The 26057-nt window shown below is 42.7% G+C and carries 28 protein-coding genes and 5 pseudogenes; 8 read left to right on the plus strand and 25 right to left on the minus strand.

What is annotated here, in order from left to right; all coding sequences use genetic code 11:
* The 4 genes and pseudogenes from HT708_RS06465 to HT708_RS06480 all read right to left on the minus strand — a co-directional run.
* Nucleotides 1–129: IS630 transposase-related protein (locus HT708_RS06465; protein ID WP_238375689.1), on the minus strand; the 129-nt coding region annotated here is incomplete at its 3' end.
* 40 nt (nucleotides 130–169) lie between these two features.
* Nucleotides 170–430 (minus strand): annotated as a pseudogene (locus HT708_RS06470) (PaaI family thioesterase); the annotation flags it as partial.
* Nucleotides 431–499: 69 nt separating this feature from the next.
* On the minus strand, nucleotides 500–1981 hold the full coding sequence (locus tag HT708_RS06475) for a UDP-glucose--hexose-1-phosphate uridylyltransferase (protein ID WP_172926150.1): 1482 nt from the start codon (nucleotides 1979–1981) through the stop codon (nucleotides 500–502).
* Nucleotides 1982–1999: 18 nt separating this feature from the next.
* Nucleotides 2000–3167 (minus strand): annotated as a pseudogene (locus tag HT708_RS06480) (galactokinase).
* Nucleotides 3168–3331: 164 nt separating this feature from the next.
* Between HT708_RS06480 and galR the strand changes: the two are divergent.
* Nucleotides 3332–4339, plus strand: coding sequence for a DNA-binding transcriptional regulator GalR (galR, locus tag HT708_RS06485; protein WP_172926151.1), 1008 nt, complete (start codon nucleotides 3332–3334; stop codon nucleotides 4337–4339).
* Nucleotides 4340–4384: 45 nt separating this feature from the next.
* On the opposite strand, the gene HT708_RS06490 is transcribed toward galR, so the two are convergent.
* From HT708_RS06490 to czcD, 3 genes are all read right to left on the minus strand, one after another.
* Nucleotides 4385–5422, minus strand: a complete 1038-nt coding sequence (locus HT708_RS06490) for a zinc-binding dehydrogenase (protein WP_000833735.1) — start codon at nucleotides 5420–5422, stop codon at nucleotides 4385–4387.
* Complete coding sequence (gene nmlR, locus HT708_RS06495; RefSeq protein ID WP_172926152.1) at nucleotides 5423–5776, minus strand: stress response transcriptional regulator NmlR; 354 nt, start codon at nucleotides 5774–5776, stop codon at nucleotides 5423–5425. It abuts the gene before it with no gap.
* A gap of 243 nt (nucleotides 5777–6019) precedes the next feature.
* Nucleotides 6020–6910 (minus strand): cation diffusion facilitator family transporter CzcD, encoded by an 891-nt coding sequence (czcD, locus tag HT708_RS06500; RefSeq protein ID WP_000645109.1) that lies wholly within the window; start codon nucleotides 6908–6910, stop codon nucleotides 6020–6022.
* A 132-nt stretch (nucleotides 6911–7042) separates the two neighbouring features.
* On the opposite strand from czcD, the gene HT708_RS06505 reads away from it, so the two are divergent.
* On the plus strand, nucleotides 7043–7579 hold the full coding sequence (locus HT708_RS06505; protein ID WP_000181701.1) for a TetR/AcrR family transcriptional regulator: 537 nt from the start codon (nucleotides 7043–7045) through the stop codon (nucleotides 7577–7579).
* A gap of 165 nt (nucleotides 7580–7744) precedes the next feature.
* Here the strand turns inward: HT708_RS06505 and pnuC are convergent, their stop codons facing one another.
* The 5 genes and pseudogenes from pnuC to HT708_RS06530 form a co-directional block, all read right to left on the minus strand.
* Nucleotides 7745–8551: a nicotinamide riboside transporter PnuC gene (gene pnuC, locus HT708_RS06510; protein WP_000557779.1), complete on the minus strand. Its 807-nt coding sequence runs from the start codon at nucleotides 8549–8551 to the stop codon at nucleotides 7745–7747.
* Between the two features lie 344 nt (nucleotides 8552–8895).
* Nucleotides 8896–10416: an ABC transporter permease/substrate-binding protein gene (locus HT708_RS06515; protein ID WP_172926153.1), complete on the minus strand. Its 1521-nt coding sequence runs from the start codon at nucleotides 10414–10416 to the stop codon at nucleotides 8896–8898.
* On the minus strand, nucleotides 10409–11137 hold the full coding sequence (locus tag HT708_RS06520; RefSeq protein WP_172926154.1) for an ABC transporter ATP-binding protein: 729 nt from the start codon (nucleotides 11135–11137) through the stop codon (nucleotides 10409–10411). The genes HT708_RS06515 and HT708_RS06520 overlap by 8 nt, the downstream gene beginning before the upstream one ends.
* 14 nt (nucleotides 11138–11151) lie before the next feature.
* Nucleotides 11152–11340: pseudogene (locus HT708_RS06525) on the minus strand (polyketide cyclase); the annotation flags it as partial.
* 37 nt (nucleotides 11341–11377) lie between these two features.
* Nucleotides 11378–11821, minus strand: coding sequence for a MarR family transcriptional regulator (locus tag HT708_RS06530; protein WP_000655206.1), 444 nt, complete (start codon nucleotides 11819–11821; stop codon nucleotides 11378–11380).
* Nucleotides 11822–12200: 379 nt separating this feature from the next.
* Here HT708_RS06530 and HT708_RS12160 point away from each other — a divergent pair, with 379 nt between their 5' ends.
* Complete coding sequence (locus tag HT708_RS12160; protein WP_257390041.1) at nucleotides 12201–12332, plus strand: hypothetical protein; 132 nt, start codon at nucleotides 12201–12203, stop codon at nucleotides 12330–12332.
* Between the two features lie 654 nt (nucleotides 12333–12986).
* Here the strand turns inward: HT708_RS12160 and HT708_RS06535 are convergent.
* Nucleotides 12987–13283, minus strand: a complete 297-nt coding sequence (locus tag HT708_RS06535; RefSeq protein ID WP_119948259.1) for a bacteriocin immunity protein — start codon at nucleotides 13281–13283, stop codon at nucleotides 12987–12989.
* 21 nt (nucleotides 13284–13304) lie between these two features.
* The gene (pepA, locus tag HT708_RS06540; protein ID WP_000209170.1) at nucleotides 13305–14369 is read right to left on the minus strand and encodes a glutamyl aminopeptidase; all 1065 of its coding nucleotides are present in this window, start codon (nucleotides 14367–14369) and stop codon (nucleotides 13305–13307) included.
* A gap of 237 nt (nucleotides 14370–14606) precedes the next feature.
* Here pepA and HT708_RS06545 point away from each other — a divergent pair, with 237 nt between their 5' ends.
* From HT708_RS06545 to HT708_RS06560, 4 genes are all read left to right on the plus strand, one after another.
* Nucleotides 14607–15566, plus strand: coding sequence for an ABC transporter permease (locus HT708_RS06545; RefSeq protein WP_172926155.1), 960 nt, complete (start codon nucleotides 14607–14609; stop codon nucleotides 15564–15566).
* Complete coding sequence (locus HT708_RS06550; protein ID WP_050272672.1) at nucleotides 15556–16512, plus strand: iron chelate uptake ABC transporter family permease subunit; 957 nt, start codon at nucleotides 15556–15558, stop codon at nucleotides 16510–16512. Before HT708_RS06545 ends, HT708_RS06550 begins: the two co-directional genes overlap by 11 nt.
* Nucleotides 16509–17261, plus strand: coding sequence for an ATP-binding cassette domain-containing protein (locus HT708_RS06555; RefSeq protein WP_172926156.1), 753 nt, complete (start codon nucleotides 16509–16511; stop codon nucleotides 17259–17261). Before HT708_RS06550 ends, HT708_RS06555 begins: the two co-directional genes overlap by 4 nt.
* 95 nt (nucleotides 17262–17356) lie before the next feature.
* Nucleotides 17357–18328, plus strand: a complete 972-nt coding sequence (locus tag HT708_RS06560) for a siderophore ABC transporter substrate-binding protein (protein WP_138706153.1) — start codon at nucleotides 17357–17359, stop codon at nucleotides 18326–18328.
* A 177-nt stretch (nucleotides 18329–18505) separates the two neighbouring features.
* Here the strand turns inward: HT708_RS06560 and yidD are convergent, their stop codons facing one another.
* The 10 genes from yidD to HT708_RS06610 form a co-directional block, all read right to left on the minus strand.
* Nucleotides 18506–18748, minus strand: a complete 243-nt coding sequence (yidD, locus tag HT708_RS06565; RefSeq protein WP_172926157.1) for a membrane protein insertion efficiency factor YidD — start codon at nucleotides 18746–18748, stop codon at nucleotides 18506–18508.
* A complete protein-coding gene (locus tag HT708_RS06570; RefSeq protein WP_049477823.1) occupies nucleotides 18748–19470 on the minus strand; it encodes a pseudouridine synthase in 723 nt (240 codons plus the stop codon). Before HT708_RS06570 ends, yidD begins: the two co-directional genes overlap by 1 nt.
* Nucleotides 19457–20026, minus strand: a complete 570-nt coding sequence (gene scpB / locus HT708_RS06575; RefSeq protein WP_172926158.1) for an SMC-Scp complex subunit ScpB — start codon at nucleotides 20024–20026, stop codon at nucleotides 19457–19459. The genes HT708_RS06570 and scpB overlap by 14 nt, the downstream gene beginning before the upstream one ends.
* Nucleotides 20027–20044: 18 nt before the next feature.
* Nucleotides 20045–20773: a segregation/condensation protein A gene (locus HT708_RS06580; RefSeq protein WP_049510484.1), complete on the minus strand. Its 729-nt coding sequence runs from the start codon at nucleotides 20771–20773 to the stop codon at nucleotides 20045–20047.
* The gene (gene xerD, locus HT708_RS06585) at nucleotides 20773–21507 is read right to left on the minus strand and encodes a site-specific tyrosine recombinase XerD (protein ID WP_319637064.1); all 735 of its coding nucleotides are present in this window, start codon (nucleotides 21505–21507) and stop codon (nucleotides 20773–20775) included. Before xerD ends, HT708_RS06580 begins: the two co-directional genes overlap by 1 nt.
* Nucleotides 21504–21965: a cyclic-di-AMP-binding protein CbpB gene (cbpB, locus tag HT708_RS06590; RefSeq protein WP_172926160.1), complete on the minus strand. Its 462-nt coding sequence runs from the start codon at nucleotides 21963–21965 to the stop codon at nucleotides 21504–21506. Before cbpB ends, xerD begins: the two co-directional genes overlap by 4 nt.
* Nucleotides 21962–22483 (minus strand): metallophosphoesterase, encoded by a 522-nt coding sequence (locus HT708_RS06595; protein WP_172926161.1) that lies wholly within the window; start codon nucleotides 22481–22483, stop codon nucleotides 21962–21964. The genes cbpB and HT708_RS06595 overlap by 4 nt, the downstream gene beginning before the upstream one ends.
* Complete coding sequence (locus HT708_RS06600) at nucleotides 22459–23430, minus strand: nucleoside-triphosphate diphosphatase (protein ID WP_172926162.1); 972 nt, start codon at nucleotides 23428–23430, stop codon at nucleotides 22459–22461. Before HT708_RS06600 ends, HT708_RS06595 begins: the two co-directional genes overlap by 25 nt.
* Nucleotides 23427–24221: a glutamate racemase gene (racE, locus tag HT708_RS06605; protein WP_000370374.1), complete on the minus strand. Its 795-nt coding sequence runs from the start codon at nucleotides 24219–24221 to the stop codon at nucleotides 23427–23429. The genes HT708_RS06600 and racE overlap by 4 nt, the downstream gene beginning before the upstream one ends.
* Nucleotides 24222–24423: 202 nt before the next feature.
* Entirely contained in the window at nucleotides 24424–24672 is a 249-nt protein-coding gene (locus HT708_RS06610; RefSeq protein ID WP_061646801.1) for a YneF family protein, read from the minus strand.
* Nucleotides 24673–24851: 179 nt separating this feature from the next.
* Here HT708_RS06610 and HT708_RS06615 point away from each other — a divergent pair.
* A pseudogene (locus HT708_RS06615) lies at nucleotides 24852–25547 on the plus strand (helix-turn-helix domain-containing protein); the annotation flags it as partial.
* Nucleotides 25548–25642: 95 nt separating this feature from the next.
* On the opposite strand, the pseudogene HT708_RS06620 reads toward HT708_RS06615, so the two are convergent.
* A pseudogene (locus HT708_RS06620) lies at nucleotides 25643–26057 on the minus strand (reverse transcriptase domain-containing protein); the annotation flags it as partial.

The raw sequence follows: 26057 nt of genomic DNA on the forward strand, positions 1-26057 counted from the left end.
ACGTAAGTTCTTTTCCCACGTGAAGAGAGTTCTGACGCCAACATCAAAAACCTTGGCTGCCTCGACATGGCTGTGCCCCTCTTTGATGTAATCTAATGCTCGCTGTTTAAAATCTGTACTATATGCCATAGCTTTATTATAACATGCTTGTTTGAAACTAAGCAACTATAATAGTCAGCACATCGTCTAGTTTTCCTGCCTTGAGATAGTTGATAGAGGACTGAAGCGTCACTACGTCTAGTCCTAGCGAAATGAGCACCAAACCACTAATCTGGTCGCAAAGGGTAAAGAGATAGCCACCATGGGCATAGCCATAGTAGTTGAGCGACGAGTCCACTACTTTTGTGGTCACCACAACGTGACCATCTTTCATCTCTTTAATTTCATAATTTTCAAAAGCTGATATAGCATCAAAGTGAAAATCTTTCATCATTTCCTCCTGATAGTTCAAACGACACTATGATACTACTTTTTATAGTACTGTGCAAGGAGAAGTCTCCTAGTCTGGCAAAATTTCGACCTGTTCTACAAAGCGCATAAAGGCTGCCTGTCCCTGTTCTGTTTGCTTGTAGACACCTGCATCCTCAAGTACACGCGCAAAGATAGCACCAACAGAGTCCTTGACGATTTCAAAGGCTTTTTCTTTATCTGTTAGGTCTGGATGTTGGGATTTGAGTTGGTCTGCCCACTCCTGATGATAGTCGGCAACTGTAACAGCTTCTCCTACAAGATAGCTAGCGACTTGCTCCACTTCTTCTTTCAGACGTGGTGGCAAGATTGCCAAGCCCATGACCTCAATCAAGCCGATATTTTCCTTCTTGATATGTTGGACATCCTTGTGAGGATGATAGATGCCATCAGGATGTTCTGCAGAAGTCTGATTGTCCCTCAAGACCAAGTCCAACTCAAATTGTCCATTGCGTTTACGAGCAATTGGTGTAATGGTATGGTGTGGTGTTCCGTCTGTTTCTGCCAAAATCTGCACTGCAGGATCTGAATACTGGCGCCATTCCTGCAAAATCTTGTCAGCCAAGTTGATCAAATCTTCTTTGAAATCCGAAGTCAAACGCAACACTGACATTGGCCATTTGACAATCCCAGCCTTGACCTGCTCAAAACCAGCAAATCGGAAGACCTTTTGCAAGGGAGCCAATTCCATAGGGAAAACGTGACGGCCTCCCTGATAATGGTCATGAGTCAGAATAGAGCCACCCACAATCGGCAAGTCGGCATTAGAGCCTGCAAAATATCCTGGAAACTGCTCTACGATAGCAAGCAGACGTTCAAAGCTCTGACGACTAATGGCCATGGGACGATGCTGGTCATCTAAGAAAATACAATGCTCATTAAAGTAAGCATAGGGCGAATACTGGAAGCCCCACTCCTGACCAGCCATTTCAAAACGGATAATACGGTGGTTGCTGCGAGCTGGGTGGTTAACTCGACCATGGTAGCCCTCATTCTCTAAACAAAGTTGACACTGAGGATAATTACTAGCTTGCACCAACTTGACTGCCGCAATCTCTTTGGGATCCTTTTCAGGCTTAGAGAGATTGATGGTAATTTCAAGCTCTCCGTAATCAGATGGAACACGATAAGCGATATTTTTAGCAATAGCCTTGAGTTTGATGTAGTCATTCTTCTGACTGAGTTGGTAGAAATCCGCTATCGCTTGCTCAGGAGATTGGCCATAGATTGTCCAGAAGTCACGATTGACCTGACTCGGACAAGGGGTCACCAAGTCCATCAGTTCAGCACCAAGGATCTCACGCGCAGTCTGACTATCCTCAATCGTCTCTAATCGAACGGCTTCCTCAACCAGCTGGTCCTTGAGGTCAATCAATTTATCCAGATTGGTCTCAACTTCCAAAACACCGTCTCCCACTCGTGCCAAGACACGATTGATCAGGTAGATTCGATCCATTTCCTCAAATGAACTTTCAGAAATGACATGTGTTACAAATTTATCTACTAAGGTCACTATAGAGCCTCCTTTTGACTAGTCAAGGACGCGAGTGCCACCTGCAACTTCGGCGATATAGAAGCTTGGAGCGTAGCCAACTACTTCCTCGTAGTGTTTGCCAACAGGCCTCAACAGCATCTTTTTGCACCAAGGCAATGGCACAGCCGCCAAAACCTGCCCCTGTCATGCGAGCACCGAGAACTCCTTCTTGTGCCCAAGCTGTGTGAACAAGAGTATCCAATTCCAAACCAGTTACTTCATAATCATGCTCAAGAGAAACGTGAGAAGCATTCATCAAACGACCAAATGTTTCCAAATCTCCTGCTTGAAGGGCTGCTTGAGCTTTAAGGGTACGTTGGTTTTCAAGCACAGCATGGCGAGCACGTTTCAAACGATTTTCATCTTTAATCAGATAGCTGTATTGATCAAAGGCCCACTCGTCCAATTCACCCAAGGTCTGAATATCTAAGGCAACTTGCAATTCTTCCACTGCTTTTTCACACTCAGCACGGCGTTCATTATATTTAGAATCCGCCAATTCACGGCGTTTGTTAGTGTTCATGATAACAACGACATTGTCCTTCAAATCAAGTGGCACCAAATCATACTCTAAGGTGTTGGTATCAAGGTAAATAGCACGTTGATCGGCCCCCATACCAATAGCAAACTGGTCCATGATACCAGAGTTGACTCCGATAAAGTTGTTTTCTGTTTGTTTTCCGATTTTAACCAAATCGAGACGCTCTAATTTTAAATCAAAGAGATGCTCTGCCACGACTCCTGTCAAGAGCTCCAAGGATGCTGAAGAAGACAAGCCAGCACCATTTGGGATATTCCCATAAACATAAAAATCAAAACCTTTGTCAATCACGTGCCCAGCTTCTTGCAAGAAATGAAGGACACCTTTTGGATAATTGGTCCAGTTGTGCTCTTTTTCAAACTTGAGGTCAGCGAGAGGCACTTCGATAATGCCCTTGTCCTCAAAGTTAGCTGAGTAGAAACGCAAGACTTGGTCGTCACGCTTACGAGCTGCACCGTAAGTTCCCAAGGAAATAGCAGCAGGAAAAACGTGCCCACCGTTGTAGTCTGTGTGTTCACCAATCAAATTAATACGGCCTGGTGAAAAGAAGGTTTGGTCTGCTTCTTGACCAAAAACAGCAAGAAAGTCTTTACGAAGAGCTTCTGCAGTAAGATCTTGTGCCATATGAATTCTCCTTTGACTGTCCGTTAAGCCATCTTAACGTGTAATCGTTTTCTTTCTATTGTATCCAAGGAATTTCCCAAGGTCAATCCTTTTTACTAAAATTTTACTAAAATATCAGTAAAAAGCAGAAAAATATGATATACTAACCTAATCAAGGAGGATTTATGGCTACCTTAAAAGACATTGCACAGCTAGCCTCTGTCTCTATCGCGACCGTATCCCGTGTCCTCAACCGCGACCAGATCCTATCTGTTACAGAAGAAACCAGACACCGTATTTTAACCGTTGCTGAAGAGCTGGGCTACACCAAGCACCTCAAGACAGGCGAGTCCCACAAACCCAAGCAAAAGATTGCCATTATCCAATGGGTCAGCGAACAAGGGGAGCTGGACGACCTCTACTACTACCAGATTCGCCTAGGAATAGAAAAAAGAGCCCAAGAGTTGGACTATGATATCTTGCGCTATTTTAATGACCATCCTTTTACCTTAAGCGAGGAAGTGATTGGGATTCTCTGCATTGGAAAATTTAGCCGAGCTCAGATTTCTGCCTTTGAAGAATACCAAAAACCCCTGGTCTTTCTAGACAGTGATACACTTTCTCTGGGGCATACTTGTATTATTACGGACTTTTACACTGCCATGAAACAGGTTGTCGATTATTTCCTCAGCCAAGGAATGGACCGTATCGGGATTCTAACAGGCCTTGAAGAAACAACTGACCAAGAAGAAATCATTAAGGATAAGCGGCTGGAAAATTTCAGAAACTACAGTCAAGCAAAAGGAATCTATCATGATGAACTGGTCTTTCAAGGAAACTTTACTGCCCAGTCTGGCTATGACTTGATGAAGGAAGCCATTCAGAGCTTGGGAGACCAACTCCCACCAGCATTTTTCGCAGCCAGCGATAGTTTAGCCATCGGTGCCCTTCGTGCGCTCCAAGAAGCTGGAATCAGCCTACCAGACCGTGTCAGCCTCATTTCCTTTAACGACACCAGCCTGACCAAGCAGGTTTATCCTCCCCTCTCCAGCATCACAGTTTATACTGAAGAAATGGGGCGAGCAGGTATGGATATTCTTAACAAAGAAGTACTCCACGGTCGGAAAATACCTAGCCTGACCATGTTGGGAACCAAACTGACATTAAGAGAAAGTACCCTAAATCAAGAATAGGATAACATAAAAAACGAATAGAGTTCTAAAACTCCTATTCGTTTTTTATTCGATTACAATCATAGACTTAATTGTCTTACGTTCATCCATATCTTTGTAGGCTTGGTCGATATCTTCCAGTTTATAACTTGAAGTAAAGACGCGACCTGGATTGATATCACCATCAAGGACGGCTTTTAGTAAAAATTGCTTATCGTATGTTGTAGCAGAAGCTGCCCCACCTGCTACAGAGATATTTTGCATAAATGTCGAACCAAGAGCACGATTATTATAGTGTGGGACTCCTACAAAGCCCATACGCCCTCCATTATGAAGAACACCTAGCGCCTGTTCTATAGCAGCCTCCGTACCAACACATTCAAGTGCTGCGTCTGCTCCTCCACCGAGGATTTCACGCACCTTGGTAATTCCTTCTTGACCACGTTCTGCAACAACAGCTGTCGCACCTGACTCCATAGCCATCTTTTGACGGTCTTCATGACGGCTCATAAGGATAATTTGTGATGCTCCACGCATCTTAGCCGCGATGACAGCACATTGACCAACAGCCCCATCACCGATAACAACAACCTTGTCCCCTTTTTGAACATTTGCAACACGCGCCGCATGATAGCCTGTCGGCATGACATCTGCAAGAGTCAAAAGGGACTTGAGCATCCCTTCTGTATAGTCAGAAGGTTGACCAGGGATTTTAACCAGCGCCCAGTTTGCATAGTGGAAGCGAATATATTCTGCCTGAAAATCACCCCCCAAATTATTGCCAATATGATTGTCGCAAGAACCGTCAAATCCAGCAAGACAGGCATCACACTCACCACATCCATGTGTAAAAGGGACAATCACAAAATCACCTGGTTTCACCGTCGTAATGGCTTCCCCAGCTTCTTCAACAATCCCAATCGCTTCGTGTCCACTATTTTTGTGTCCAGCTTTCGTTTCTGGATTACGGTACCTCCATAAATCTGAACCACAAACGCACGCACGAACCACACGAATAATCACATCATCCGCTTCTATTATTTGCGGACGTTCAATGCTAGCAAGTCCAACCTGACCTGCCTTTGTATATACTGCTGATTTCATTTAAAATTTTCCTTCCTTATAAAGTTTAATTTTGAGATTTAAGCGATTTAAAGCCGTCTGTAACTGAGACAAGCGCTCCTCTAATTTTTTCTTTTCCTCTTCTAAAATACCAAGCCTCTCCTCTCGCGTTTCATCCCCCTTTTGGTAGAGCGACATATAGTCAACTAAACTGTCTACAGAGATACCTGTCGAACGAAAACACTTAATAAATTCCAGCGCTTCTATATCCTGATCTTGAAAATCACGAATCCCAGTTGCAGTACGAGTAATCGGTGGCACAAGACCAACCCGTTCATAATACCGAATCGTATCCGCTGAAATTCCCAACAAATCACTGGCAGATTTAATATTCATAGGCTAACCTCCTCTCCTTTCATTCACTGAGTTTAAGCTACTCTAACTCACTTATCTTATTATATAACTTTGAGTTGACTCCAAGTCAAGCATTTTGCACCTAATCGAAAAATTTTTATCATTAACAATCATATATCTGGAGTTTATACAATGCTCTTCTCTTACCAATTTTTGAAATATTTAAATAATAAAGAAATTACTCTATTCCAAATAAGATAGTACCCAAGTATTTTTCACTTTTTTCTAATGTTGATGCTCATAACTCCGTTCCAAGTCACACACCTTTCGCTTATGGGTTTGGTGAGTTTCTAGGTCAGCATCAATTTCAATGGTAATATTTTGAAAACCACAATCTTTTAGGAAAATTCGAATAGACTCTTTACAAGTTTCCATATGTTCCATTTCTTTTAGACAAACATGGACAATGGCATTTTTTTCCAAAGCATCCATAGTCCAGAGATTAAGCTGATTAAGGCTGGCCACATTGTCCAATCGCTCCAGGCCACTCTTTACTTGCTTGATATCAAGACCTTCTGGCACAGCATCCAAGAAAATCTTGAGTGTAGACCAAAAACGTGGAAGGGTTTTTGAAAGAATAAAGAAAGAAATGACAAGGGACAAAAGAGGATCTAGGATATACCAGTCCGTAAATCGAAGAACAATCGCCATCAGGATAACAGCTACCCACCCTAGCGTATCTTCCAGAAAATGCAAACTCAGAATAGACTCATTCTTTGTCTTTCCCTTACCAACCACCAGACTCGCTAACAGATTGATAGTAATCGCAATAATTCCTAACCAGAGAATCCCCTCATCATTGACTGGTTGCGGATGCAAAATCTTCGTGACATTTTCCAAAATGACTAGAACAGAGCCCGTTACGAGAATCACAGCTGTTACCAAGGCTCCTAGCAGGCTAAACCGCTTATAGCCCAAGGTGTACTGATTGTCTTCTTCACGATTGGAGATTGTTTCTAGAAAAGCTGATATTCCAATTGCAATCGCATCTCCCAAGTCATGCACAGAGTCAGCAAGAACAGCGCTAGAACCAAATACTCCACCTGCAATAAACTCAACAATGGCATAAGTCAAATTTAAGAAAAAAGCCACCCAAACAGCATATTTTGCCTTCATATTTCTCATTCCTTTGTTATAATAGATTTATGAACACCTTGTTCATTATCATTATCCACTAAAACTCAAAGAAAGGATAGAAGCAAAACGTCAGCTTTATTCAGTTCTGAACAATTTGCCTTAAGTGTCCATATGACTAACATTGACCGCCGTATCAGCAAAACCAAAAAAGCCATCTATCAAGCTTTTATACAACTTTTGAATGCTAAGGGTTACGAGGCCACTACTGTTCAGGATATCATTGATCTCGCAGATGTGGGACGATCCACCTTTTACTGTCACTATGAGAGTAAGGAGCTTCTTCTGGACCAGCTCTGCCGCTACCTCTTCCATCATCTTTTTGAAAGAGAGCAAGCCATTTCAACCGAAGATTACCTAGCCCACCTCTTTCTGCATTTTCAGAAAAACCAAGACCATATCACCAGTCTACTATTCTCCAAAAATGACTATTTCCTCCGTCAACTACAGAGAGAGCTTGAGCACCACGTCTATCCCATGCTGGCTGCTGATTTGAAGCAAACTCACCCAAGTCTACCTACTTCTTACCTCCAACACTTGGTCGTGTCCAACTTTATCGAGACATTGACCTGGTGGCTCAAAAAAGGTCAAGATTTCACAGACCAGGAAGTTGTCCAATTTTATCTAGACCTTCTCATTCCTAAAAATTGAATATAGAGTAAAGCTCAGTTGTCTTATTTCTAGGTTACTGAGTTTTTTATCTTTTCAACAACAAAAGAGGACCCGCCGATCCTCTTTTTCATACTATAAATCCTTGATTATCAACTATATCTGTTTTAATCGAAATCTCAAAACAGCACTTTCAAACATCTTTTCCTAGTTAAGTAAATCAGTATTCTGCTTAGCTGCCTTGCTCCATTGATACCAACCAACTAGACTGTTAATGAGATAAATTAGATATTTACCTTGAATTTGCAGGCTTTCTCCCCACCAGAGATAGATTGAAAAGACATTGGTAGCCGCCCAGAATATCCACTGTTCACGGTAAACAGCTGTCATGAGGATTTGCCCTACCCCATTGGTTGCATCTGTGATTGAATCACGATAGGGACGATTGGCACCAATAGACTGATAAATGAAGCCAAAGGCCAACCACCAAAGCACACTAATGGAAAGATACTTTGTCCAGCCCTTGCCGTCCAGTTTACGCGCGACAAACTCCTGCTTTTCCTTCTTAAACTGTGCCTGATAAATCCAAACTAGAAGTCCAATTGGCTGCATGACTGTGAAGTAAAGTGTCGTCAGCACCTCACCATAAAAGCCTTTCTGTAGGGCCAAAATAAGGTAAATAACAGAGTTAATCAAGCCAAAAAGATAATTACTTGCTCGACCTTCCGATACAAAGATTACACAGATAATCCCTGTCAAGCTACAAATCATCCCAATCCAGTCAACAATACGATGTTCGTAAACCAACTCCAGCCAGAGAGGAAAACTTCCTAAAACCAGCAAATAAATCCACTGGGCAAAACTACGATGGGCAAAGAGGTCATCCCAGATAGCCTTCATAGTTCCTGAAAATCCTAAATCAGCCATAGCCGCAACCATACGACGGTAACCACCTGACATTTCACCTAGGGTTGTTTTGATATTTTCAATTTTCTTTTGCAAATAAGTATGCATCATTTCTCCTTTTGTTTTTAAAGAGCCGTGTCTGGATAGACTTTCGGACGCAACGCTCTATTAGATAATGAACTGCCTATACACAAGATTTCTAACCTTAGTCGACATGAGCTGAAACCCCTTATTTGTTAAGTAGTTCACAAAATATTATACACCTATTTTATGAATAGTCAACTGTCTTTACAGTAAAATTTTAGAAAATCATGAAAATTTTCTCTTTCTTTCCATTTTAAGTGACATTCAGTCATTCTCACATCAAAAAAGCCCAGACGAAATTGTCTGAGCATTCTTTTATCTAGTCGTTTAAGGAAGTTGAGTTCAGTATGTTTAAAGTCTCTACCCCATCATTTCTTCAACAAACCTTGTTCTTGTAGAAATTCCTTGGCTACTTGTTCTGCTGACTTGCCTTCAACACCGACTTGATAGTTGAGCTGGCTCATCTGGCTTTCAGTAATTTTACCAGCCAATTTATTGAGAACTGTTTCCAACTCTGGATGTTTCTTGAGAAGAGCTTCTTTCATCAGTGGAGCCCCTTGATAAGGTGGGAAGAGTTGTTTGTCATCGTCCAATACCTGTAAATCATAACGTGCCAACTCTGCATCGGTTGAATAGGCATCCGTGATTTGAATATCACCTGACTGAATTGCCTGATAGCGAAGGGCTGGCTCCATGGTCGCCACATTAAGATTGAGACCATACATTGACTGCAAGCCCTTATTTCCGTCTTCACGGTCATTAAACTCGAGAGTAAAACCTGCCTTCAGCTGCCCTTCCACTTTTTTCAAGTCCGAAATGGTCTTCAAGCCATATTCTTGAGCAATCTTTTTCGGAACAGCTACAGCATAGGTATTTTGATAAGACATGGGTTTGAGATAGGCTAGATGATCCTGTTTGGCAATACCATCACGCGCTACATCATAAACCTGCTCTGGCTCATGACTCACTTTCGGTGATGGCTGAAGTAAACTTTCAGTCACCGTTCCTGTAAATTCAGGATAGATGTCAATATCGCCTTTTTTCAGAGCTTCATAGAGAAAGCTTGTTTTCCCAAAATTTGGTTTAACAGTCGCAGTCATACTGGTATTTTCTTCAATGAGGAGCTTATACATATTGGCCAAAATTTCTGGTTCTGGACCCAATTTCCCAGCAATGACCAAGTTCTCTTTCTCTTTTTGAGCTAAGAGGGCTGGGCTATAAGACAAACCAAGCAATATGGTCACCAAGGCAAAACCAGAAAAAATCGTCCGCAATTTTGCTTTTTCCATCACTTTTAGTAGGAAGTTAAAGGCAATGGCAAGCACTGCTGAAGAAAGGGCCCCAATCAAAATCAGACTGGCATTATTACGGTCAATTCCCAAAAGGATAAAGGAACCTAGTCCCCCAGCACCAATCAAGGCAGCCAAGGTTGCCGTACCGATAATCAACACTGCTGCCGTCCGAATCCCAGACATGATAACCGGCATAGCCAGTGGAATTTCAAACTTCTTGAGTCGCTCCCATCTAGTCATCCCAAAGGCAATCCCAGCCTCTTGCAGACTCGGATCAATTCCCTTGAGTCCAGTGATGGTATTTTGTAAAATCGGAAAGATCGCATAAATTACTAGTGCTGTCAAAGCCGGCAAGGTTCCAATTCCCATCAAGGGAATAAAGAGCCCCAACAAGGCCAATGACGGGATAGTCTGAAAAATCCCTGCAATCTGCAAGACCCAGTTGGCCAACTTCTCATGATAGCGAAGAGAAACAGCCAAGGGAATCGCGATAAAAATAGCTAGTAACAGGGTCAACAGTGACAACTGCAAATGTTGAGATAGGGCTGTCACCCAATCACTAAAACGATCCTGAAAAGTTGCAATTAAATTAGTCATGAACACCACCTCCAAACAAGTCTGCTACAAATTCTGTGGCAGGCGCTTTTAAAATGGTCTCGGGATTCGCCACCTGGCGAATTTCTCCATCCTGCAAAACAGCAATACGGTCCGCCAATTTCAAAGCTTCATCCGTATCATGGGTTACAAAAATCGTTGTCATCCCAAACTCTTTATGCAATTCTTTTGTCAGAACTTGCAACTGTTTTCTCGAAATAGCATCAAGAGCCGAAAAAGGCTCATCCATGAGGAGAATCTTAGGCTGACCAATCATAGCACGGACAATACCAACCCGTTGCTGTTCTCCACCAGATAGTTCACTAGGCAAACGATGCCCATACTCAGCTACTGGTAAACCAACCTTGCCCAAAAGCTCTTCTGTTTTCTGAGCAATTTCTTCCTTAGTCCAGCCCTTCATCTCAGGAATCAGGGCAATATTTTCCGCAACCGTTAGATTTGGAAATAGGGCAATGGCCTGTAAAACATAACCAGTAGACAGACGAAGTTCACGCTCATCATAGTCTTTGATGCGCTTGCCATCCATATAAATATTTCCATCAGTCGGTTCCAAGAGACGGTTAATCATCTTAATCATGGTCGTCTTACCTGAGCCAGATGGCCCAACTAAAACCATAAATTCCCCATCCTCAATCTGTAAGTTGACATCTCTCAAGACATCCTTTTCTGTGTAGCGCAGTGCTACATTTTTGTATTCAATCATTCTTTGTCCTCATTTTAAAACTTTCCTCGATTGGTCATGTCTTCTACCTTAGGCATGACTTCCTTATTGTCCCAATGCTCTACAATTTTTCCATTTTCTAAACGGAAGATATTGTACTGGGCATAAGCAAGGCCATCAATCTGAGTCTGACCATAACTAACCACATAGTTTCCTTGTCCTAAGAGTTGGAAAACAAAGTCGAAAGCGGCCTTTACTTATAAACAGCTAATTTGATCTATTTTAATCCTCTTTTGCCTTCTCTTTCAGATTCGCCAAAATTCTTTCTTGAAAGGCTTCAAATTGCCGAATTTCTTCCTCTGAAAATCCTTTGTAAAAGATCGTATCCAATTTCTGACTGACACGATGCCCCACTTCTTTCTGGGACTTGCCTAACTCCGTTAAAACTAAATACTTCTTACGCTTGTCTTTTCCACACGGACTAACAATTACAAGCTTTTGTTCCTCTAGCTTTTTTATCATAGTCGTCAGCGTATTATTCGCAAGCCCAGTCGCAAGCGCGATATCTGTCGCAGTTGCGCAGCCAGTTTTACTATTCCATAAAACCGCTAAAATCTTACCCTGTTCACCCCTATAAAGAGCCTCAGGATCTTGGCTCAGTAACTTCTGAAAAATCCGCCCATTCAACAAACGAATATGATGGGCTAGCAAATGACTATCTTTCATAACACCTCCAATTATTTCGATATCGAAATGAATAGAATAATTGTAACACTTGTCCTTTCAACTGTCAACTATTTCGATTTAGAAATAATTTTTGATAATGATTTACATCACCATACTCCGGTTCAACTAACTTTTAACGAGAGTTTCTAAACTCCTTCGTCCTCCAGTCTACAAAAGCCTTCCATCCGTACTATCCTATATTTTATTAGGAGACACGTTTTTCCTATCAGACCATTTATTTTAAAGATAGAAGTAAATCATAATTGCTTCCATCTGTTCTTCTATAGTATATTGAAGTTGGACTAGGGCACTGTATCTTCTAAAACATTGATAGAAAGCAATTTGAATTTCCCAATCAATTTGTTCGTATTTATACTCAATGAAAATCAAAGAGCAAACTAGGAAGCTAGCCGCAGGCTGCTCAAAACAGTGTTTTGAGGTTGTAGATAGAACTGACGAAGTCAGCTCAAAGCACTGCTTTGAGGTTACGGATGAAGCTGACGTGGTTTGAAGAGATTTTCGAAGAGTATTAATTTCACCTTACCCTATCTTTCTCATAGCACACTTCAAACAGCCTATCCCCTACCGTTTGACGATTCCTCACTTCGTTCCACTTCCATTACAGAAGTTTCATCACTACTATGGTCTCGGCTGACTTCTCATGATTCCTTGTTACTACGCTTTCAGCGCTCATGAGATCTCACGGGATAAGTCCTACATCTTTCCTCGTTTATACAAGATATGAGGACGTTAAAAGGTTAGAGTGAAAATAGGAAATCTGACGCAGAGTCTTTAGACTCTAGAAAGATTTATCTTTTTCACACAAACCTTAGTCCGAATTCAATTACTCTCGTGATTTACGCATATAGGTTACGACTACCTTTTTGGACTTTAGAGTTTCTGGCCCCCTTATCCGCTATATACGCCTTACTATCACCTTCCTGTTCGTAGAGCCACGATTTCGCTATCCCTTCCTCTAACGATTCTTATTTCCAGTGTCAGACTTAAAACGGTCTATCTCCAGACCGTTTTAATCCGCTACCTCACGATAGTCAGGCTTGGGAATCGCTATTGGGTTCACCGGTAGCAGGTGCCCACCGAGGACTTACACCTCAGATGCACGACATGCCCGTCGTACCAAAAAATACTTTGATCCACAATGGAATCAAAGCATTTTAAAAATCTCCCCATACATAAGCGCAGAAACTGCGGTTCCTCTGTACTTGGTTTCTTCTCTCTTGATAAAACGAGCCAAATTGAGCAACTCAGGTGCCGGATGTTTGGGATTTAGGAGCAATTCATGATTGACCAAACCTGAGAGACGAACTGCCAGCAATTGCTCATTTGTAGTAGGCAGTTTTTTAGCAGTCTCTAGGAGAGCAGCAACTAAATCCTCACTCAAATCATGTCGAGCATAATTGTAAAGATCTTTTATAAGGCTTTCTAGGTTTGGTTCTACCATCCCTACCACCTCCCTTATGGTTTAATAATTTTTAATCAAATCAACCGTTGAACGATCCAATTTCTTCACCAAGGCTTGCAAGAAAGCTTGGGCTTCTAGGAAGTCATCCATTGCATAGAGGGTTTGGTGAGAATGGATATAACGAGCGCAAACACCGATTGTTGTAGATGGAACACCGCCATTTTTCAGATGAGCTGCGCCAGCGTCTGTTCCGCCTTTACCACAGTAGTATTGGTACTTGATTCCAGCTTCTTCAGCCGTTGTCAAAAGGAAATCTTTCATTCCTGGGAGAAGCAAGTGACCTGGATCGTAGAAACGAATCAAGGTTCCATCTCCAATCTTGCCTTGACCACCGTAGACATCACCTGCTGGTGAACAGTCAACTGCAAGGAAGACTTCTGGGTCAAACTTGGTTGTAGATGTATGAGCACCGCGGAGACCAACTTCTTCTTGGACGTTAGAACCCAGATAGAGTTCATTTCCGAGTTTTTGACCTGACAGAGCTTCCGCCAACTCGCTAACCATAAGAACACCGTAGCGGTTGTCCCAAGCTTTTGAAATGATATTTTTTTCATTGGCTGTCAAGATTGCAGAACTATCTGGCACGATGGTGTCGCCAGGACGGATGCCAAAGCTTTCTGCCTCAGCCTTATCCGCAAAACCGCCATCAAAGACGATATCTGCAATAGCAGGCATGGTTGGTCCACCCTTTCCACGAGTCAAATGTGGAGGGACAGAACCCGAAATCACAGGAATTTCACGACCGTCACGAGTCAAGAGTTTGAAACGTTGGCTGCTAACCACCATAGGATTCCAACCACCGATTTCTACCACACGGAAGGTACCATCTGGCTTGATTTCGCTGACCATAAAACCAACTTCATCCATGTGAGAAGCGACCAAGACACGCGGTGCATCTGCAGCTTCTGAATGTTTAATTCCGAAAATACCACCCAAGCCATCTGTCACCACTTCATCCACGTGCGGTGTCAATTTTTCACGAAGATAAGCACGGACAGGCGCTTCATGACCTGAGATCGCAGCAAGTTCTGTTACTTCTTTAATTTTTGAAAATAATGTTGTCATTTCAGTTCCTTCTTTCTTTCATCCATTTTACCACTTTTTAGAGGAGAAGGATAGTGGGAAGGTGGATAGTTTCTTACTCAGTTTTCCTATAAAAAAGAGAGACAGATATTCTTTCAGGAATTTTTCTTTCTTTTTTACATTAAATTGTCAGAAATTTTATTGACAGATTAGAAAAATAATGTTACATTTATATCCGCAGGCATCTTTCGATACCAAATCTACATGAAAGGACGGGGTATGAAACTTTCTCATTATTTAATTGGCTTACTTCTACTCCTAGTCTTTCTCTCTATTAGCATTGGGACCAGTGATTTTTCATGGGGAAAGCTATTTGATTTCGACCAGCAGACCTGGCTCCTCTTTCAAGAGTCCCGTCTCCCAAGAACTATCAGTATTCTCCTGACTGCCTCTAGTATGAGTATGGCAGGCCTTCTCATGCAGACTATTACCCAAAATCAGTTTGCTGCACCGAGTACAGTTGGAACGACTGAAGCCGCCAAACTGGGAATGGTGCTGAGCCTTTTTGTCTTTCCATCGGCTAGTCTGACCCAAAAGATGCTCTTCGCTTTTGTTTCATCCATCGTATTCACCCTCTTCTTCCTAGCCTTTATGACCATTTTTACTGTAAAGGAAAGGTGGGTGTTGCCTCTGATTGGGATCATCTATAGCGGGATTATCGGCTCAGTCACAGAAGTTATCGCCTATCGTTTCAATCTGGTTCAGAGTATGACTGCCTGGACCCAGGGCTCCTTCTCCATGATTCAGACCCATCAGTATGAGTGGCTCTTCTTAGGCCTCATCATCCTGATAACCGTTTGGAAATTATCCCAAACCTTCACCATCATGAATCTAGGGAAAGAAACCAGCGAGAGTTTGGGGATTTCCTACTCCCTACTTGAAAAACTGGCCCTCTTTCTGGTGGCGCTAACGACAAGCGTCACCATGATTACCGTGGGTGCCTTACCATTTCTCGGAGTTATCGTTCCCAATCTTGTTCGCAAGCGCTATGGAGATAATCTAAGTCAAACCAAACTCATGGTCGCACTGGTTGGTGCCAATCTAGTTCTGGCTTGCGATATCCTATCCCGAGTTCTGATCAGGCCCTATGAGTTGTCTGTCAGTCTCTTGCTAGGAATCATTGGTAGCCTCGTCTTTATCCTACTTCTCTGGAGAGGGGGACGAAAAGATGCAGACTAAAAGCAAACATACCAAGCTCTTCTGGATTCTCATTATTCTTGCCATCGGAGCTTGTCTTCTCTACTTTTGGCCCATCACTCACTTGTCAGCCTTTGCTTGGAAGTTGCGTTCCCAAAAGATCATCGTTTATCTCTTGGTAGCCATCGCGACTGGGATTTCGACCATTAGTTTTCAAACCCTGACGGAAAATCGCTTCCTGACGCCTAGTATTTTGGGAATTGAATCCTTCTACGTCCTACTACAAACCCTACTACTGGTTTTTGAAAGCAAGTTTCTTCAACTTGGCAAATCCCCTATCTTAGAATTCCTAGTCTTACTTCTTGTCCAGTCCCTCTTCTTTCTCGCCTTACAAGGTTACTTGAAGACACTGATGAAGCAAGACCTGGTCTTCATCCTTCTGATCTGTCTAGCGCTCAGAAGTCTCTTTCGAAATATCAGCACCTTCCTTCAAGTCCTAATGGATCCAAACGAATACGATAAACTGCAAAATAGTCTTTTTGCCTCCTTTCAACATCTCAACACTTCCATCCTAGCCATCGGTTCTCTGATCATCCTCGCTTTGACAATCTTTTTCTTTCGAAAAGCAGTCGTTCTAGATGTCTTGCACCTGCAAAGAGAAACGGCTCAGATATTGGGACTCGATGTTGAAAAAGAACAGAAAGAGCTCCTCTGGGGAATCGTGCTTTTGACCTCAACGGCCACTGCCTTGGTAGGACCTATGGCCTTCTTCGGCTTTATGCTGGCCAACCTCACCTACCTGATTGTCAAAGACTATCAGCACAAGTTACTCTTTATAGTGGCCATTCTGGTTGGATTTATTAGCTTAACCTTGGGGCAATCCTTGATTGAACGAGTCTTTGCACTGGAAATTCGTATCAGTATGATCATTGAGAGTGTGGGTGGCTTCTTATTCTTTATCTTACTATATAGGAGGTCTCGTCAGTGAAACTGGAAAACATTGACAAATCCATTCAAAAACAGGATATTTTGCAAGGCATTTCGCTTGAAGTCAGTCCTCAAAAACTGACAGCCTTTATTGGTCCAAATGGTGCTGGAAAATCGACTCTCCTCTCCATCATGAGCAGACTAACCAAGAAAGATCAGGGAGTTCTCAGTATCAAAGGACGTGAAATCGAGAGTTGGAATTCGCAAGAACTAGCCCAAGAACTGACCATCCTAAAGCAGAAGATCAATTACCAGGCAAAATTAACCGTTGAAGAACTGGTCAGCTTTGGACGTTTTCCCTACAGCCGAGGACGCCTGAGAGAAGAAGACTGGGAAAAAATTCGAGAAACTCTGAACTATCTGGAACTGATAAACTTAAAAGACCGCTACATCAATAGTCTGTCTGGCGGCCAGCTCCAACGTGTCTTTATCGCTATGGTACTGGCCCAGGATACGGACTTTATCTTGCTGGACGAACCACTCAACAATCTCGATATCAAGCAAAGCGTCAGCATGATGCAGATTCTTCGGCGACTGGTGGAGGAACTCGGCAAGACCATTATCATCGTCCTCCACGATATCAACATGGCCAGTCAGTATGCAGATGAGATTGTCGCCTTCAAGGACGGCCAGGTCTTTAGCAAGGGAAGAACCAATCAAATCATGCAGGCTGACCTGCTCAGTCAACTCTATGAGATTCCTATCACGCTAGCTGATATCAATGGCAAAAAGATCTGTATCTATAGCTAGTAACATAGAAGCTCAAGTTAGAGAACCTTCGGTCTCTTAGTCAATAAGACCAAGAGACTCCCTAAATCGTTATCACATTTTAAAAAGGAGAAATCATGAAAACATCCCTTAAACTTTATTTCACTGCCCTAGTGGCCAGCTTCTTGCTTCTACTTGGTGCATGCAGTACAAATACAAACTCAAGCACTAGTCAGTCGGAAACAAGCAACTCTGCTCCAACAGAGATAACCATTAAAAGTTCACTAGACGAAGTCAAACTTTCCAAAGTTCCTGAAAAGATTGTGACCTTTGACCTCGGCGCTGCGGATACTATTCGTGCTCTAGGATTTGAAAAAAATATCGTTGGAATGCCTACAAAAACAGTACCAACCTATCTCAAAGACCTAGCTGGAAAAGTTAAAAATGTTGGTTCTATGAGAGAACCTGATTTAGAAGCTATCGCCGCCCTTGAGCCTGATTTGATTATTGCTTCCCTACGTACACAAAAATTCGTAGACAAATTCAAAGAAATCGCCCCAACAGTTCTCTTCCAAGCAAGCAAGGACGACTACTGGACTTCTACCAAGGTTAATATCGAATCCTTAGCAAGCGCCTTCGGCGAAACTGGTGCACAGAAATCCAAGGAAGAATTAGTCAAGCTAGACAAGAGCATTCAAGAAGTCGCTACTAAAAATGAAAGCTCTGACAAAAAAGCCCTTGCCATCCTCCTTAATGAAGGAAAAATGGCAGCCTTTGGTGCTCAATCTCGTTTTTCTTTCTTGTATCAAACCTTGAAATTCAAGCCAACTGATACTCAATTTGAAGATTCTCGCCACGGACAAGAAGTCAGCTTTGAAAGTGTCAAAGAAATCAACCCTGACATTCTCTTTGTCATCAACCGTACCCTTGCCATCGGTGGGGATAACTCTAGCAACGACGGTGTCCTAGAAAATGCCCTTATCGCTGAAACACCTGCCGCTAAAAATGGTAAGATTATCCAACTAACACCAGACCTCTGGTATCTAAGTGGAGGCGGTCTTGAATCAACAAAACTCATGATTGAAGACACACAAAAAGCTTTGAAATAAGCCACTTCAAACTCAATTTAATACTCAATGAANNTTTGAGGTTGCAGATAGAAGCTGACGCGGTTTGAAGAGATTTTCGAAGAGTATAAAATTTTGACATTCTAAAACGCATCCTATCAAGTTCACTCAAACCTGATAGGATGCGTTTTTATCATTTTGAAATCTATTTACCCCACCTCATTCCCCTTCTTGATTCCGTTTGAGGGAAAAGTGGTCTGGGACGGAGTCCTTACCTGTTTTCGACCAGGGATGGCAACGTAAAATCCGAGCCAAGCCCATCAAAACACCCTTGAAGCCATGTTTTTCAATAGCCTCAATCATGTAGTTGGAACAAGTCGGCTCAAAGCGACAAGAGGGTGGAAAGGCTGGTGAGATAAACCGTTGGTAAAAGCGCACAGGCGCTATTAAAATTCGTTTCATTATTTCTTGGTTACAGCCATGGTGTGTAGTTGGCTGATTTCTTTTTTATTAAGACGACGGGATTCTCCTGGACGAAGTCCTGTCAAGTCTAGGTGTCCAAAACGGGTCCGTGACAACTTATCTACTTGGAGACCGACAGCTTCAAACATCTTTTTAACCTGGTGGTTACGCCCTTCATGGATAGTCAACTGCACCACAGAGCGGTTTTTGACTGGGTCCACTTTGAGAATCTCATAGACAGCCGGTTTGGTTTTCTTACCATCAATCTCAAGTCCACGGGTCAAGGGGCGGAGATTATCCTTATTGGCCACACCTTTAACACGCGCGACATAAACCTTGTCAATCTCATTACGAGGGTGAATCATCTCATCCGTAAAATCCCCATCATTGGTCAAAATCAAGACCCCTGATGTATCCCAGTCCAAACGTCCAACTGGGTAAATGCGCTCTTTTACATTGGACAGAAGGTCGACAACAGTCTTACGACCCTTGTCATCTGTCACACTGGAAATCACACCACGTGGTTTGTTAAGCAGATAATAGACCTTTTCTTCGTTGTAGATAGGTTGACCTTCAACTTCGACCTTGTCGCCTGACTTGATAGTGGTTGCTAGTTCACGCACCACTTGGCCGTTAACCGTCACCAAACCTTGCTTGATCAGCTCTTCTGCTTTTCTCCTACTGGCCACACCTGCGTGGGCAATATACTTATTGATTCTCATCTTCTTCTATCCTTTCACCAAATAATTGGCTTTCTTGGGCTTGAATCTCAAGCTCATCAATCACTGGTAATTCTTCTAAATGGTTTATCCCCATGTAATCTAGGAAATAATCCGTAGTCACATAGAGGTTGGGACGACCCAACACTTCTTTTTTCCCGTCTTCTCGTATCAAGTCAAAGGCCTGCAACTTTGCCAAGGCCCCACTCGAGTTGACCCCACGGATGGCATCAATCTCTATCCGTGTGATGGGCTGTTTGTAGGCAATGATGGACAAGGTCTCAAGGGCAGCCCGAGATAAACTCTGGTTGATAGGTGCCTTAGAGTATTCCTTCAAAATCTCTGCAAATTGAGGCTTGGTCACCAATCTATAAGCGCCCCCTGTCTCAATCAGAGCCAAGCTGGAATCTGGGTCCTTTTTATACTTCTGGGCTAATTTTTCTAAACTCTGTTGGATGCCTGTCGGTGGCAGAGAGAGGAGCTCAGCTAACTGGCGGACTCTAATCCCATCTTCACCCGCTACAAACAAGAGCGCTTCTATTTTTGCTAAAGTACTCATCTTTCCTCTCTATCAAGTCTAGCTTTGGGCCACTTGACTTTCTTCCTTCTTTTCCATGAGATAAATATCTCCGAAACTTTCCTCTTGCACAAGAATCAGCTCCTGGGTTTTGATTAACTCTAGGGTTGCCAAAAAGAGGGTGATGACCTCTTGGAGATTCTGGGCTTCCTTAAACAAATCCTGCAAGCGCAATTGATCTCGTCCAGTCAAGGACTCTTTTACGATGACCATCATGTCCTCAATCTTATACTCATCCCGCAAGATAGTCGTGTGATTCTGTGCAAACTCCTCTTTTTTCTTGGCTAGGATATTTGAAAAAGCCAAAAAGAGGTCAATGGTCGTCTTGTCATGAACAAGCTCCGCATCTTCGTAAATCAGCTCTGTGGGTGCTTTGGAATAGTGCTGGGCCCTTTCTTGGTGCTTGGCTTCTAAGTGCTCCCCCAAGAGCTTGAACTTGCGGTATTCTTCGATTTGGGAGAGAAGATCCTGCTCCAGGTCATCCTCCAAATCTGTCACTTCCGCTACCTTTGGCAAGAGCTTGCGGCTCTTGATCAGCATGAGCTGACTGGCCATGACCATGTACTCGCCCGTCACTTCCAGACGCATGGCTTGCAGGGTTGAGACATAGGCTAGATACTGTTCGATGACTTCTGTGATAGGCACATCGTAGATATCCATCTGGTACTTAGAAACCAGGTGCAAGAGCAAGTCCAGAGGCCCTTCAAAATCTTTTAATTTAATATCCATTATCTATATTTTTCTAAAGTCAGGACTGTTTTTAATCCTAGTTTTTTTGCAATTTCGTACAAATCGACCTTGTTTTCTATTTGTCTTAGAATGAACTGTTCCCGCAAGGCTTGGGCTGATAAGGTTGTGAAACCTTTCTCCTTGACAAAAGCTTCTAGTTGACGGAAGGCCCACTGACGAGAATAGGCTTTCCCTCCCCTTTCAAAAAGATAGGTCTGGCCCATCAAGGGTTCCAATTCTGAAAGCAAGGTCGTAGGAATGGTGACAATCCTCTGTTGGGAAGCCTTCTTGATTCGCAACACCTGAAAATCCAGATTGATGTCCGCAACCTTGATGGCTAAAATCTCACTCGGCAAGAGCCCCATTTCCAAGATAAGAAGAGCCAGTAAACGGCCCTCTGAATAGTCACTTTCTTGCCAAAAAGAGTCTAGGTTTAACAGTTCTGGTTTTGAGGTCTTCTTTTCAGCTTGTTTGGCTAATTCCAAACGATAAAAGCTGTCCACTCCTCCTTTTTGATAGAGAAAATAGAGAAATTGGTTACAGGCCGAAATCTTTCGCTTCTGGGCGCTGATTTTCAGATTGGCTAGCTGGGCTTGGTAAATCTTGAGACTGGTCTCAGAAATCCGCTCGCCCACTACATCTAAAAATTGCTCCAAATCATACTTATAGGACTGCTTAGAATTGGCAGATAAGCCCTGCTTTTCCTCTAAAAAGGCTGAAATCCTGTCTCTCATTTGCATTGAATCTCATATTCCTTACTAAAGTCATGCAAGAGGGCATTGACTGCCTTGAGGATAGACTTGCGCGTGATAATCCCTTGGAAAATCCCTGACGCATCCACAACCGGCAAGAAGGACTCATCTACCAGCTTGTGCAAGACCTCCGTAATGGTAAAATCAGGCGAAACAACCGCTACGTCCCTTTTCGTCATATGAACGATATCCGTATCTGCCATGATTTCTTGGCTCAAGTCATGCTCCATCTGATAAGCCATAATATCTCTGAGCCCAATCGTCCCAACAAACTGTTTTTCATCTGTCACAACAGGAACACGGGTATAGGTCATCTGACTGAGCAAGAGGGTCGCATGATCCGCATTGTGGGTATCAATCAACACGGCTAGATTTTCAGCAGGAGTCAAAAAAGTTTCCTCCTGCCCCAACAAGAAAGTCTCAAACTCCTTGGCAATCATCGGCTAAACTCCTTGGACAAGCCTGGATACACCTCATGGTTTCGTGTCAAAAAGTCCACTTTGAAGTAACTATCATCAATCTCCACACGAGCATAGAGACATTCTCTGATGGTTCCACGTGGTTGACTGATGGAACCTGGATTTAGAAAGAGGGTCTTGCCTTCCATCCAAGCACTTGGCACATGCAAGTGACCATAGAGGCAGATAGCGGCCTCTTCCTCCTGAGCCCAGTAGTCCAACTTTTGAAAGTTGAAATTGATGTCAAACAAGTGACCATGGGTTTGGATAATCTTGGTCGAACCAAGCTCAGTCACCAAACGTTCTGGGTAACCTGCATAGAAGTCCATATTCCCTTTAACAACGCGGATGCCCTCCCAAAGTGGAGAATCGGGACGCAATTCAGAATCGCCGTTATGAAAAACGGCATCAACTTTGCCTACATAGCGATCACGGATTTCTTCCACAATCAAGCTATCGCCATGAGAATCGCTCATTACAATGATGGTTTGCTTTGCCATGATGGAAATACCTCCAAAAGTTTCTTAACGGCTAAGGCACGGTGAGATTGACTATTTTTTTCTTCAAGGGTTAATTCAGCTGAGGACTTGCCTGTCTCTCCTACAAGGAAGAGAGGGTCATAGCCGAAGCCATTTTCACCCTTAGGTTCAAAGTTAATGTAGCCTGGCCAGTCTGCTTCAACAACCAAACTTTCCTTGTTGGGACTGGCTACGACTAGGGTTGTATGGAATTGAGCCGAGCGGTCCTTGAGTTCAAAGACCATGGCCAATTCGTGCAAGAGTTTAGCATTGTTTTCACGGTCAGTAGCTCCCACTCCTGCGAAACGAGCTGACCAGACACCTGGCAAGCCACCAAGGACATCGACTTTGAGACCTGAGTCATCTGCCAGAACCATCTTGCCCGTTAATTGGGAAATGGTTTCTGCCTTGAGGCGGGCATTTTCTTCAAAGGTCATACCTGTTTCTGCTACTTCAGGCAGGTCTGGATAATCATTAAGATTTTCCACATCGTAGCCTAGCTTGTCAAAGATAGCTCGGAATTCCTTGGTCTTGCCCTCGTTACGAGTCGCAATCAATAAGGTTTCTCTGACCTTGTTTGTCTCAAAGAATGCTTCTACATCAACACCTTCTTTAGGCAATTCTACATGCAGGAGTTGCCCATTTTCAACTAAGAGAACCCCCCCCTGACGTTGAATGACTTCCACATTTCGTCCCATTTCTTGGTTGAGGATATCTACCACAAAAGACAATAAACGGTAGAGAGAACCATAGCGTAAAACAGTAACAGAAACAGGAAAACCTCGATCCTCATCTCGAAATCTTTGGGCAAACTCCAATAGAGGAAAATCCAAGTCATCATCCGTCAACGTCCGGACGCCACCAAAAATACCATAGGACCCGACATACCAGTCATGTTCATCCTTATATTCATAAATTTTATTTGTCATAATTCTACATGCTCCACATGAATCTCTTTTTCCAGCCATTCTTCACCAATTTGTGCAAAACTTTGGCTGCTGGCTGTTGTGTAAAAACGGTGATTAAGTGGTCCAGCATCGCGACCACGATTGATTTCAAAATAATTAAGTAAGACTGAGATGTCCCGTACGCACTCTGCTCCACTATCGATGAGCTGAACCTTTGGTCCCATGACATTTTGAATAATAGGTCTGAGCAATGGATAATGGGTACAACCCAAAATCAGGCTATCCACCTTTCCAACCAAGGGACGCAGGGTTTCATAGACCACTTTCTTGGTAACACTGGTTGACAGGGCGCCAGACTCGACCAAGGGGGCAAACTTGGGACAGGCCAAACTCTCCACCTGTAAGTCTGGAGCCAGATCATGAATTTTCTGACGATAGATATCTGATTGTACCGTCATGGGCGTTCCAATCACACCTATTTTCCCACCTTGACTGGACTTGATAGCTGCCGAAGCTCCTGGCAAAATAACACCTAGGACAGGAATATCTAGTTGAGCCTTGATTTCTTCCCAGACGACCGCAGTCGCAGTATTACAAGCAATGACAATCATTTTGACATCCTTGGTCAAAAGAAAGTTGACCAACTGCCAAGTATATTCACGAATTTGCTCAGCAGGACGGGGACCATAGGGAGCCCGTGCCGAATCTCCAATATAGACGATTTCTTCATGGGGAAGCTGGCGCATGAGCTCGCGCACAACGGTCAAGCCCCCGACACCCGAATCCAAAAAACCAATTGGGCGATTATCCATACAGTCTTCTTTCTAGTCTTTTTTCTGATTGATAGTTCATTATGATTACCGTTCCTTATGAACTGAATAATGACAGCCTAATCAACAACTATCTCTCTTAATCATAATCAAATATCAATAGAATGCAAGGAAAAAGTCTCATCCCTAAACCATAACCAACATAGTGAGAAGTCTGGAACTTTCATCCCAGACTTTTCCTTATTTATTTTTTCTTTTTATTGTTAGCAAGGGCTGCTTTTTGTTGGCGGATGATTTGGTGGTACACTTGTTGTACCTTGGCTTCGCTTGGTTTTTGACCATTTGCACTCAAAAGAGTACGAACTGCTTCAGCATTCAAACGTGGGTTGTCAGCAAATTCCTTTTCAATTTGCTTACGAACCAAGTACATTCCTCCCAGAGCTCCTCCTAGAAAAACTAGCACAATCAATACAATTGCTAAAAGTAAATCCATCATATTTCTCCTGTTTCTTTTTGAGTCTCTTTCATTATACCACAAACTAGCCACCCTGACTAGTTTGTTTTACGCTTTCAGGGATGGAATGTAATTCGAATGTGAGAATGTCTTTAGTAAATCGAACGTGAAAATGTCCCATTTGATAAAATAGTCGTATGAAAAGTATCCAACTGAATATGAATGAAACGAAAAAATATCTTGTGATAAAAGCTATAGACCAAGGAAAGAAAACAAAGAATCGAGCCTGTGTCGAACTGAATCTTTCTGAAAGACAAATCAATCGTCTGCTACTAGCCTATCAACAGAAAGGAAAAGAAGCCTTCAGACACGGAAACAGAAATCGAAAACCAAAACATGCAATCCCTGATGAAATCAAAGAACGTGTCCTAAAGAAATACCTCTCCTATGAAACATATAAACCAAATGTCCTTCATTTCTGTGAATTACTAGCTGAAGAAGAGGGAATTCAGCTCTCTGATACAACTGTTAGAAAAATACTCTATAAGGAAAACATCCTCTCTCCCAAGTCTCACAGAAAGACAAAGAAGAGACTAAGAAAACAAGCTAAACTGAACCGCAATCATCCCCTAGACAATCCAATCTTACCGTCCGCTAAAGATTTCCTGGAAGACACTAAAAAGCTACATCCTAGTAGACCCAGAAAGAAATTTGCTGGAGAACTCATCTAAATGGAGGCTAGCCCTCATGCCTGGTTTGGAGCAGAAACCTCTAACTTACACCTAGCCATTGATGATGCTTCTGGCAATATCCTAGGCGCTTATTTTGATAAACAAGAGACCTTGAATGCTTACTATCATGTCCTCGAACAAATTTTAGACAACCACGGCATTCCCCTTCAAATTATAGTAGATTGAAACTAGAATAGTACACCTCTACTTCTAAAACATTGTTAGAAATCGATTTGACTGTCCTGATCGGTTTGTCCTATTCTTATTTCATTTTACTATACTTTCAAACCTAGTCGTTTCTCAATAAAACGACTGACTGAATACATCACACGCTTAGCGGCTGCCTCGCTTCCGACCGTCATCACACAATCATCTGCGTAGCGCACAAATCGAAGTCCCCTCTTTTCTAATTCCTTGTCCAATTCATTAAGCATGATATTGGATAAGAGAGGAGATACATTTCCTCCCTGTGGTGTGCCAACTAGCGTTTTATGACGCTGACCATTAATGATAACACCTGAATGAAGATACTTACGAATCAAGGATTCCCTATCTCCGTCTTCGATAATGTTATGTACTAAGGACATCAATCTATCTTGAGGAACCCTATCGAAAAATTTCTCTAGGTCTATATCCACTATCCACTCATAGCCGTCATTTAAGTACTCTAAGAGCTTGGACAATGGCTTGTTG

The sequence above is a fragment of the Streptococcus sp. 3613 genome (genome assembly GCF_013277375.1).
Classification (GTDB): domain Bacteria; phylum Bacillota; class Bacilli; order Lactobacillales; family Streptococcaceae; genus Streptococcus; species Streptococcus pseudopneumoniae.

Bases quoted from the DNA above. Each gene is read 5' to 3' on its own strand.
- HT708_RS06595 (WP_172926161.1), bottom strand. From the start codon at position 22,483: ATGGCAAAGCAAACCATCATTGTAATGAGCGATTCTCATGGCGATAGC.
- xerD (WP_319637064.1), bottom strand. From the start codon at position 21,507: ATGAGAGACAGGATTTCAGCCTTTTTAGAGGAAAAGCAGGGCTTATCT.
- HT708_RS06520 (WP_172926154.1), bottom strand. From the start codon at position 11,137: ATGATTGAATACAAAAATGTAGCACTGCGCTACACAGAAAAGGATGTC.
- HT708_RS06580 (WP_049510484.1), bottom strand. From the start codon at position 20,773: ATGGATATTAAATTAAAAGATTTTGAAGGGCCTCTGGACTTGCTCTTG.
- cbpB (WP_172926160.1), bottom strand. From the start codon at position 21,965: ATGATTGCCAAGGAGTTTGAGACTTTCTTGTTGGGGCAGGAGGAAACT.
- HT708_RS06610 (WP_061646801.1), bottom strand. From the start codon at position 24,672: ATGGATTTACTTTTAGCAATTGTATTGATTGTGCTAGTTTTTCTAGGA.
- HT708_RS06505 (WP_000181701.1), top strand. From the start codon at position 7,043: ATGACTAACATTGACCGCCGTATCAGCAAAACCAAAAAAGCCATCTAT.
- pnuC (WP_000557779.1), bottom strand. From the start codon at position 8,551: ATGCATACTTATTTGCAAAAGAAAATTGAAAATATCAAAACAACCCTA.
- HT708_RS06490 (WP_000833735.1), bottom strand. From the start codon at position 5,422: ATGAAATCAGCAGTATATACAAAGGCAGGTCAGGTTGGACTTGCTAGC.
- galR (WP_172926151.1), top strand. From the start codon at position 3,332: ATGGCTACCTTAAAAGACATTGCACAGCTAGCCTCTGTCTCTATCGCG.
- HT708_RS06535 (WP_119948259.1), bottom strand. From the start codon at position 13,283: ATGGTAGAACCAAACCTAGAAAGCCTTATAAAAGATCTTTACAATTAT.
- HT708_RS12160 (WP_257390041.1), top strand. From the start codon at position 12,201: ATGAAAATCAAAGAGCAAACTAGGAAGCTAGCCGCAGGCTGCTCAAAA.
- HT708_RS06570 (WP_049477823.1), bottom strand. From the start codon at position 19,470: ATGAGAATCAATAAGTATATTGCCCACGCAGGTGTGGCCAGTAGGAGA.
- czcD (WP_000645109.1), bottom strand. From the start codon at position 6,910: ATGAAGGCAAAATATGCTGTTTGGGTGGCTTTTTTCTTAAATTTGACT.
- HT708_RS06530 (WP_000655206.1), bottom strand. From the start codon at position 11,821: ATGAAAGATAGTCATTTGCTAGCCCATCATATTCGTTTGTTGAATGGG.
- HT708_RS06600 (WP_172926162.1), bottom strand. From the start codon at position 23,430: ATGACAAATAAAATTTATGAATATAAGGATGAACATGACTGGTATGTC.
- yidD (WP_172926157.1), bottom strand. From the start codon at position 18,748: ATGAAACGAATTTTAATAGCGCCTGTGCGCTTTTACCAACGGTTTATC.
- racE (WP_000370374.1), bottom strand. From the start codon at position 24,221: ATGGATAATCGCCCAATTGGTTTTTTGGATTCGGGTGTCGGGGGCTTG.
- HT708_RS06550 (WP_050272672.1), top strand. From the start codon at position 15,556: ATGCAGACTAAAAGCAAACATACCAAGCTCTTCTGGATTCTCATTATT.
- pepA (WP_000209170.1), bottom strand. From the start codon at position 14,369: ATGACAACATTATTTTCAAAAATTAAAGAAGTAACAGAACTTGCTGCG.
- scpB (WP_172926158.1), bottom strand. From the start codon at position 20,026: ATGAGTACTTTAGCAAAAATAGAAGCGCTCTTGTTTGTAGCGGGTGAA.
- HT708_RS06560 (WP_138706153.1), top strand. From the start codon at position 17,357: ATGAAAACATCCCTTAAACTTTATTTCACTGCCCTAGTGGCCAGCTTC.
- HT708_RS06545 (WP_172926155.1), top strand. From the start codon at position 14,607: ATGAAACTTTCTCATTATTTAATTGGCTTACTTCTACTCCTAGTCTTT.
- nmlR (WP_172926152.1), bottom strand. From the start codon at position 5,776: ATGAATATTAAATCTGCCAGTGATTTGTTGGGAATTTCAGCGGATACG.
- HT708_RS06515 (WP_172926153.1), bottom strand. From the start codon at position 10,416: ATGACTAATTTAATTGCAACTTTTCAGGATCGTTTTAGTGATTGGGTG.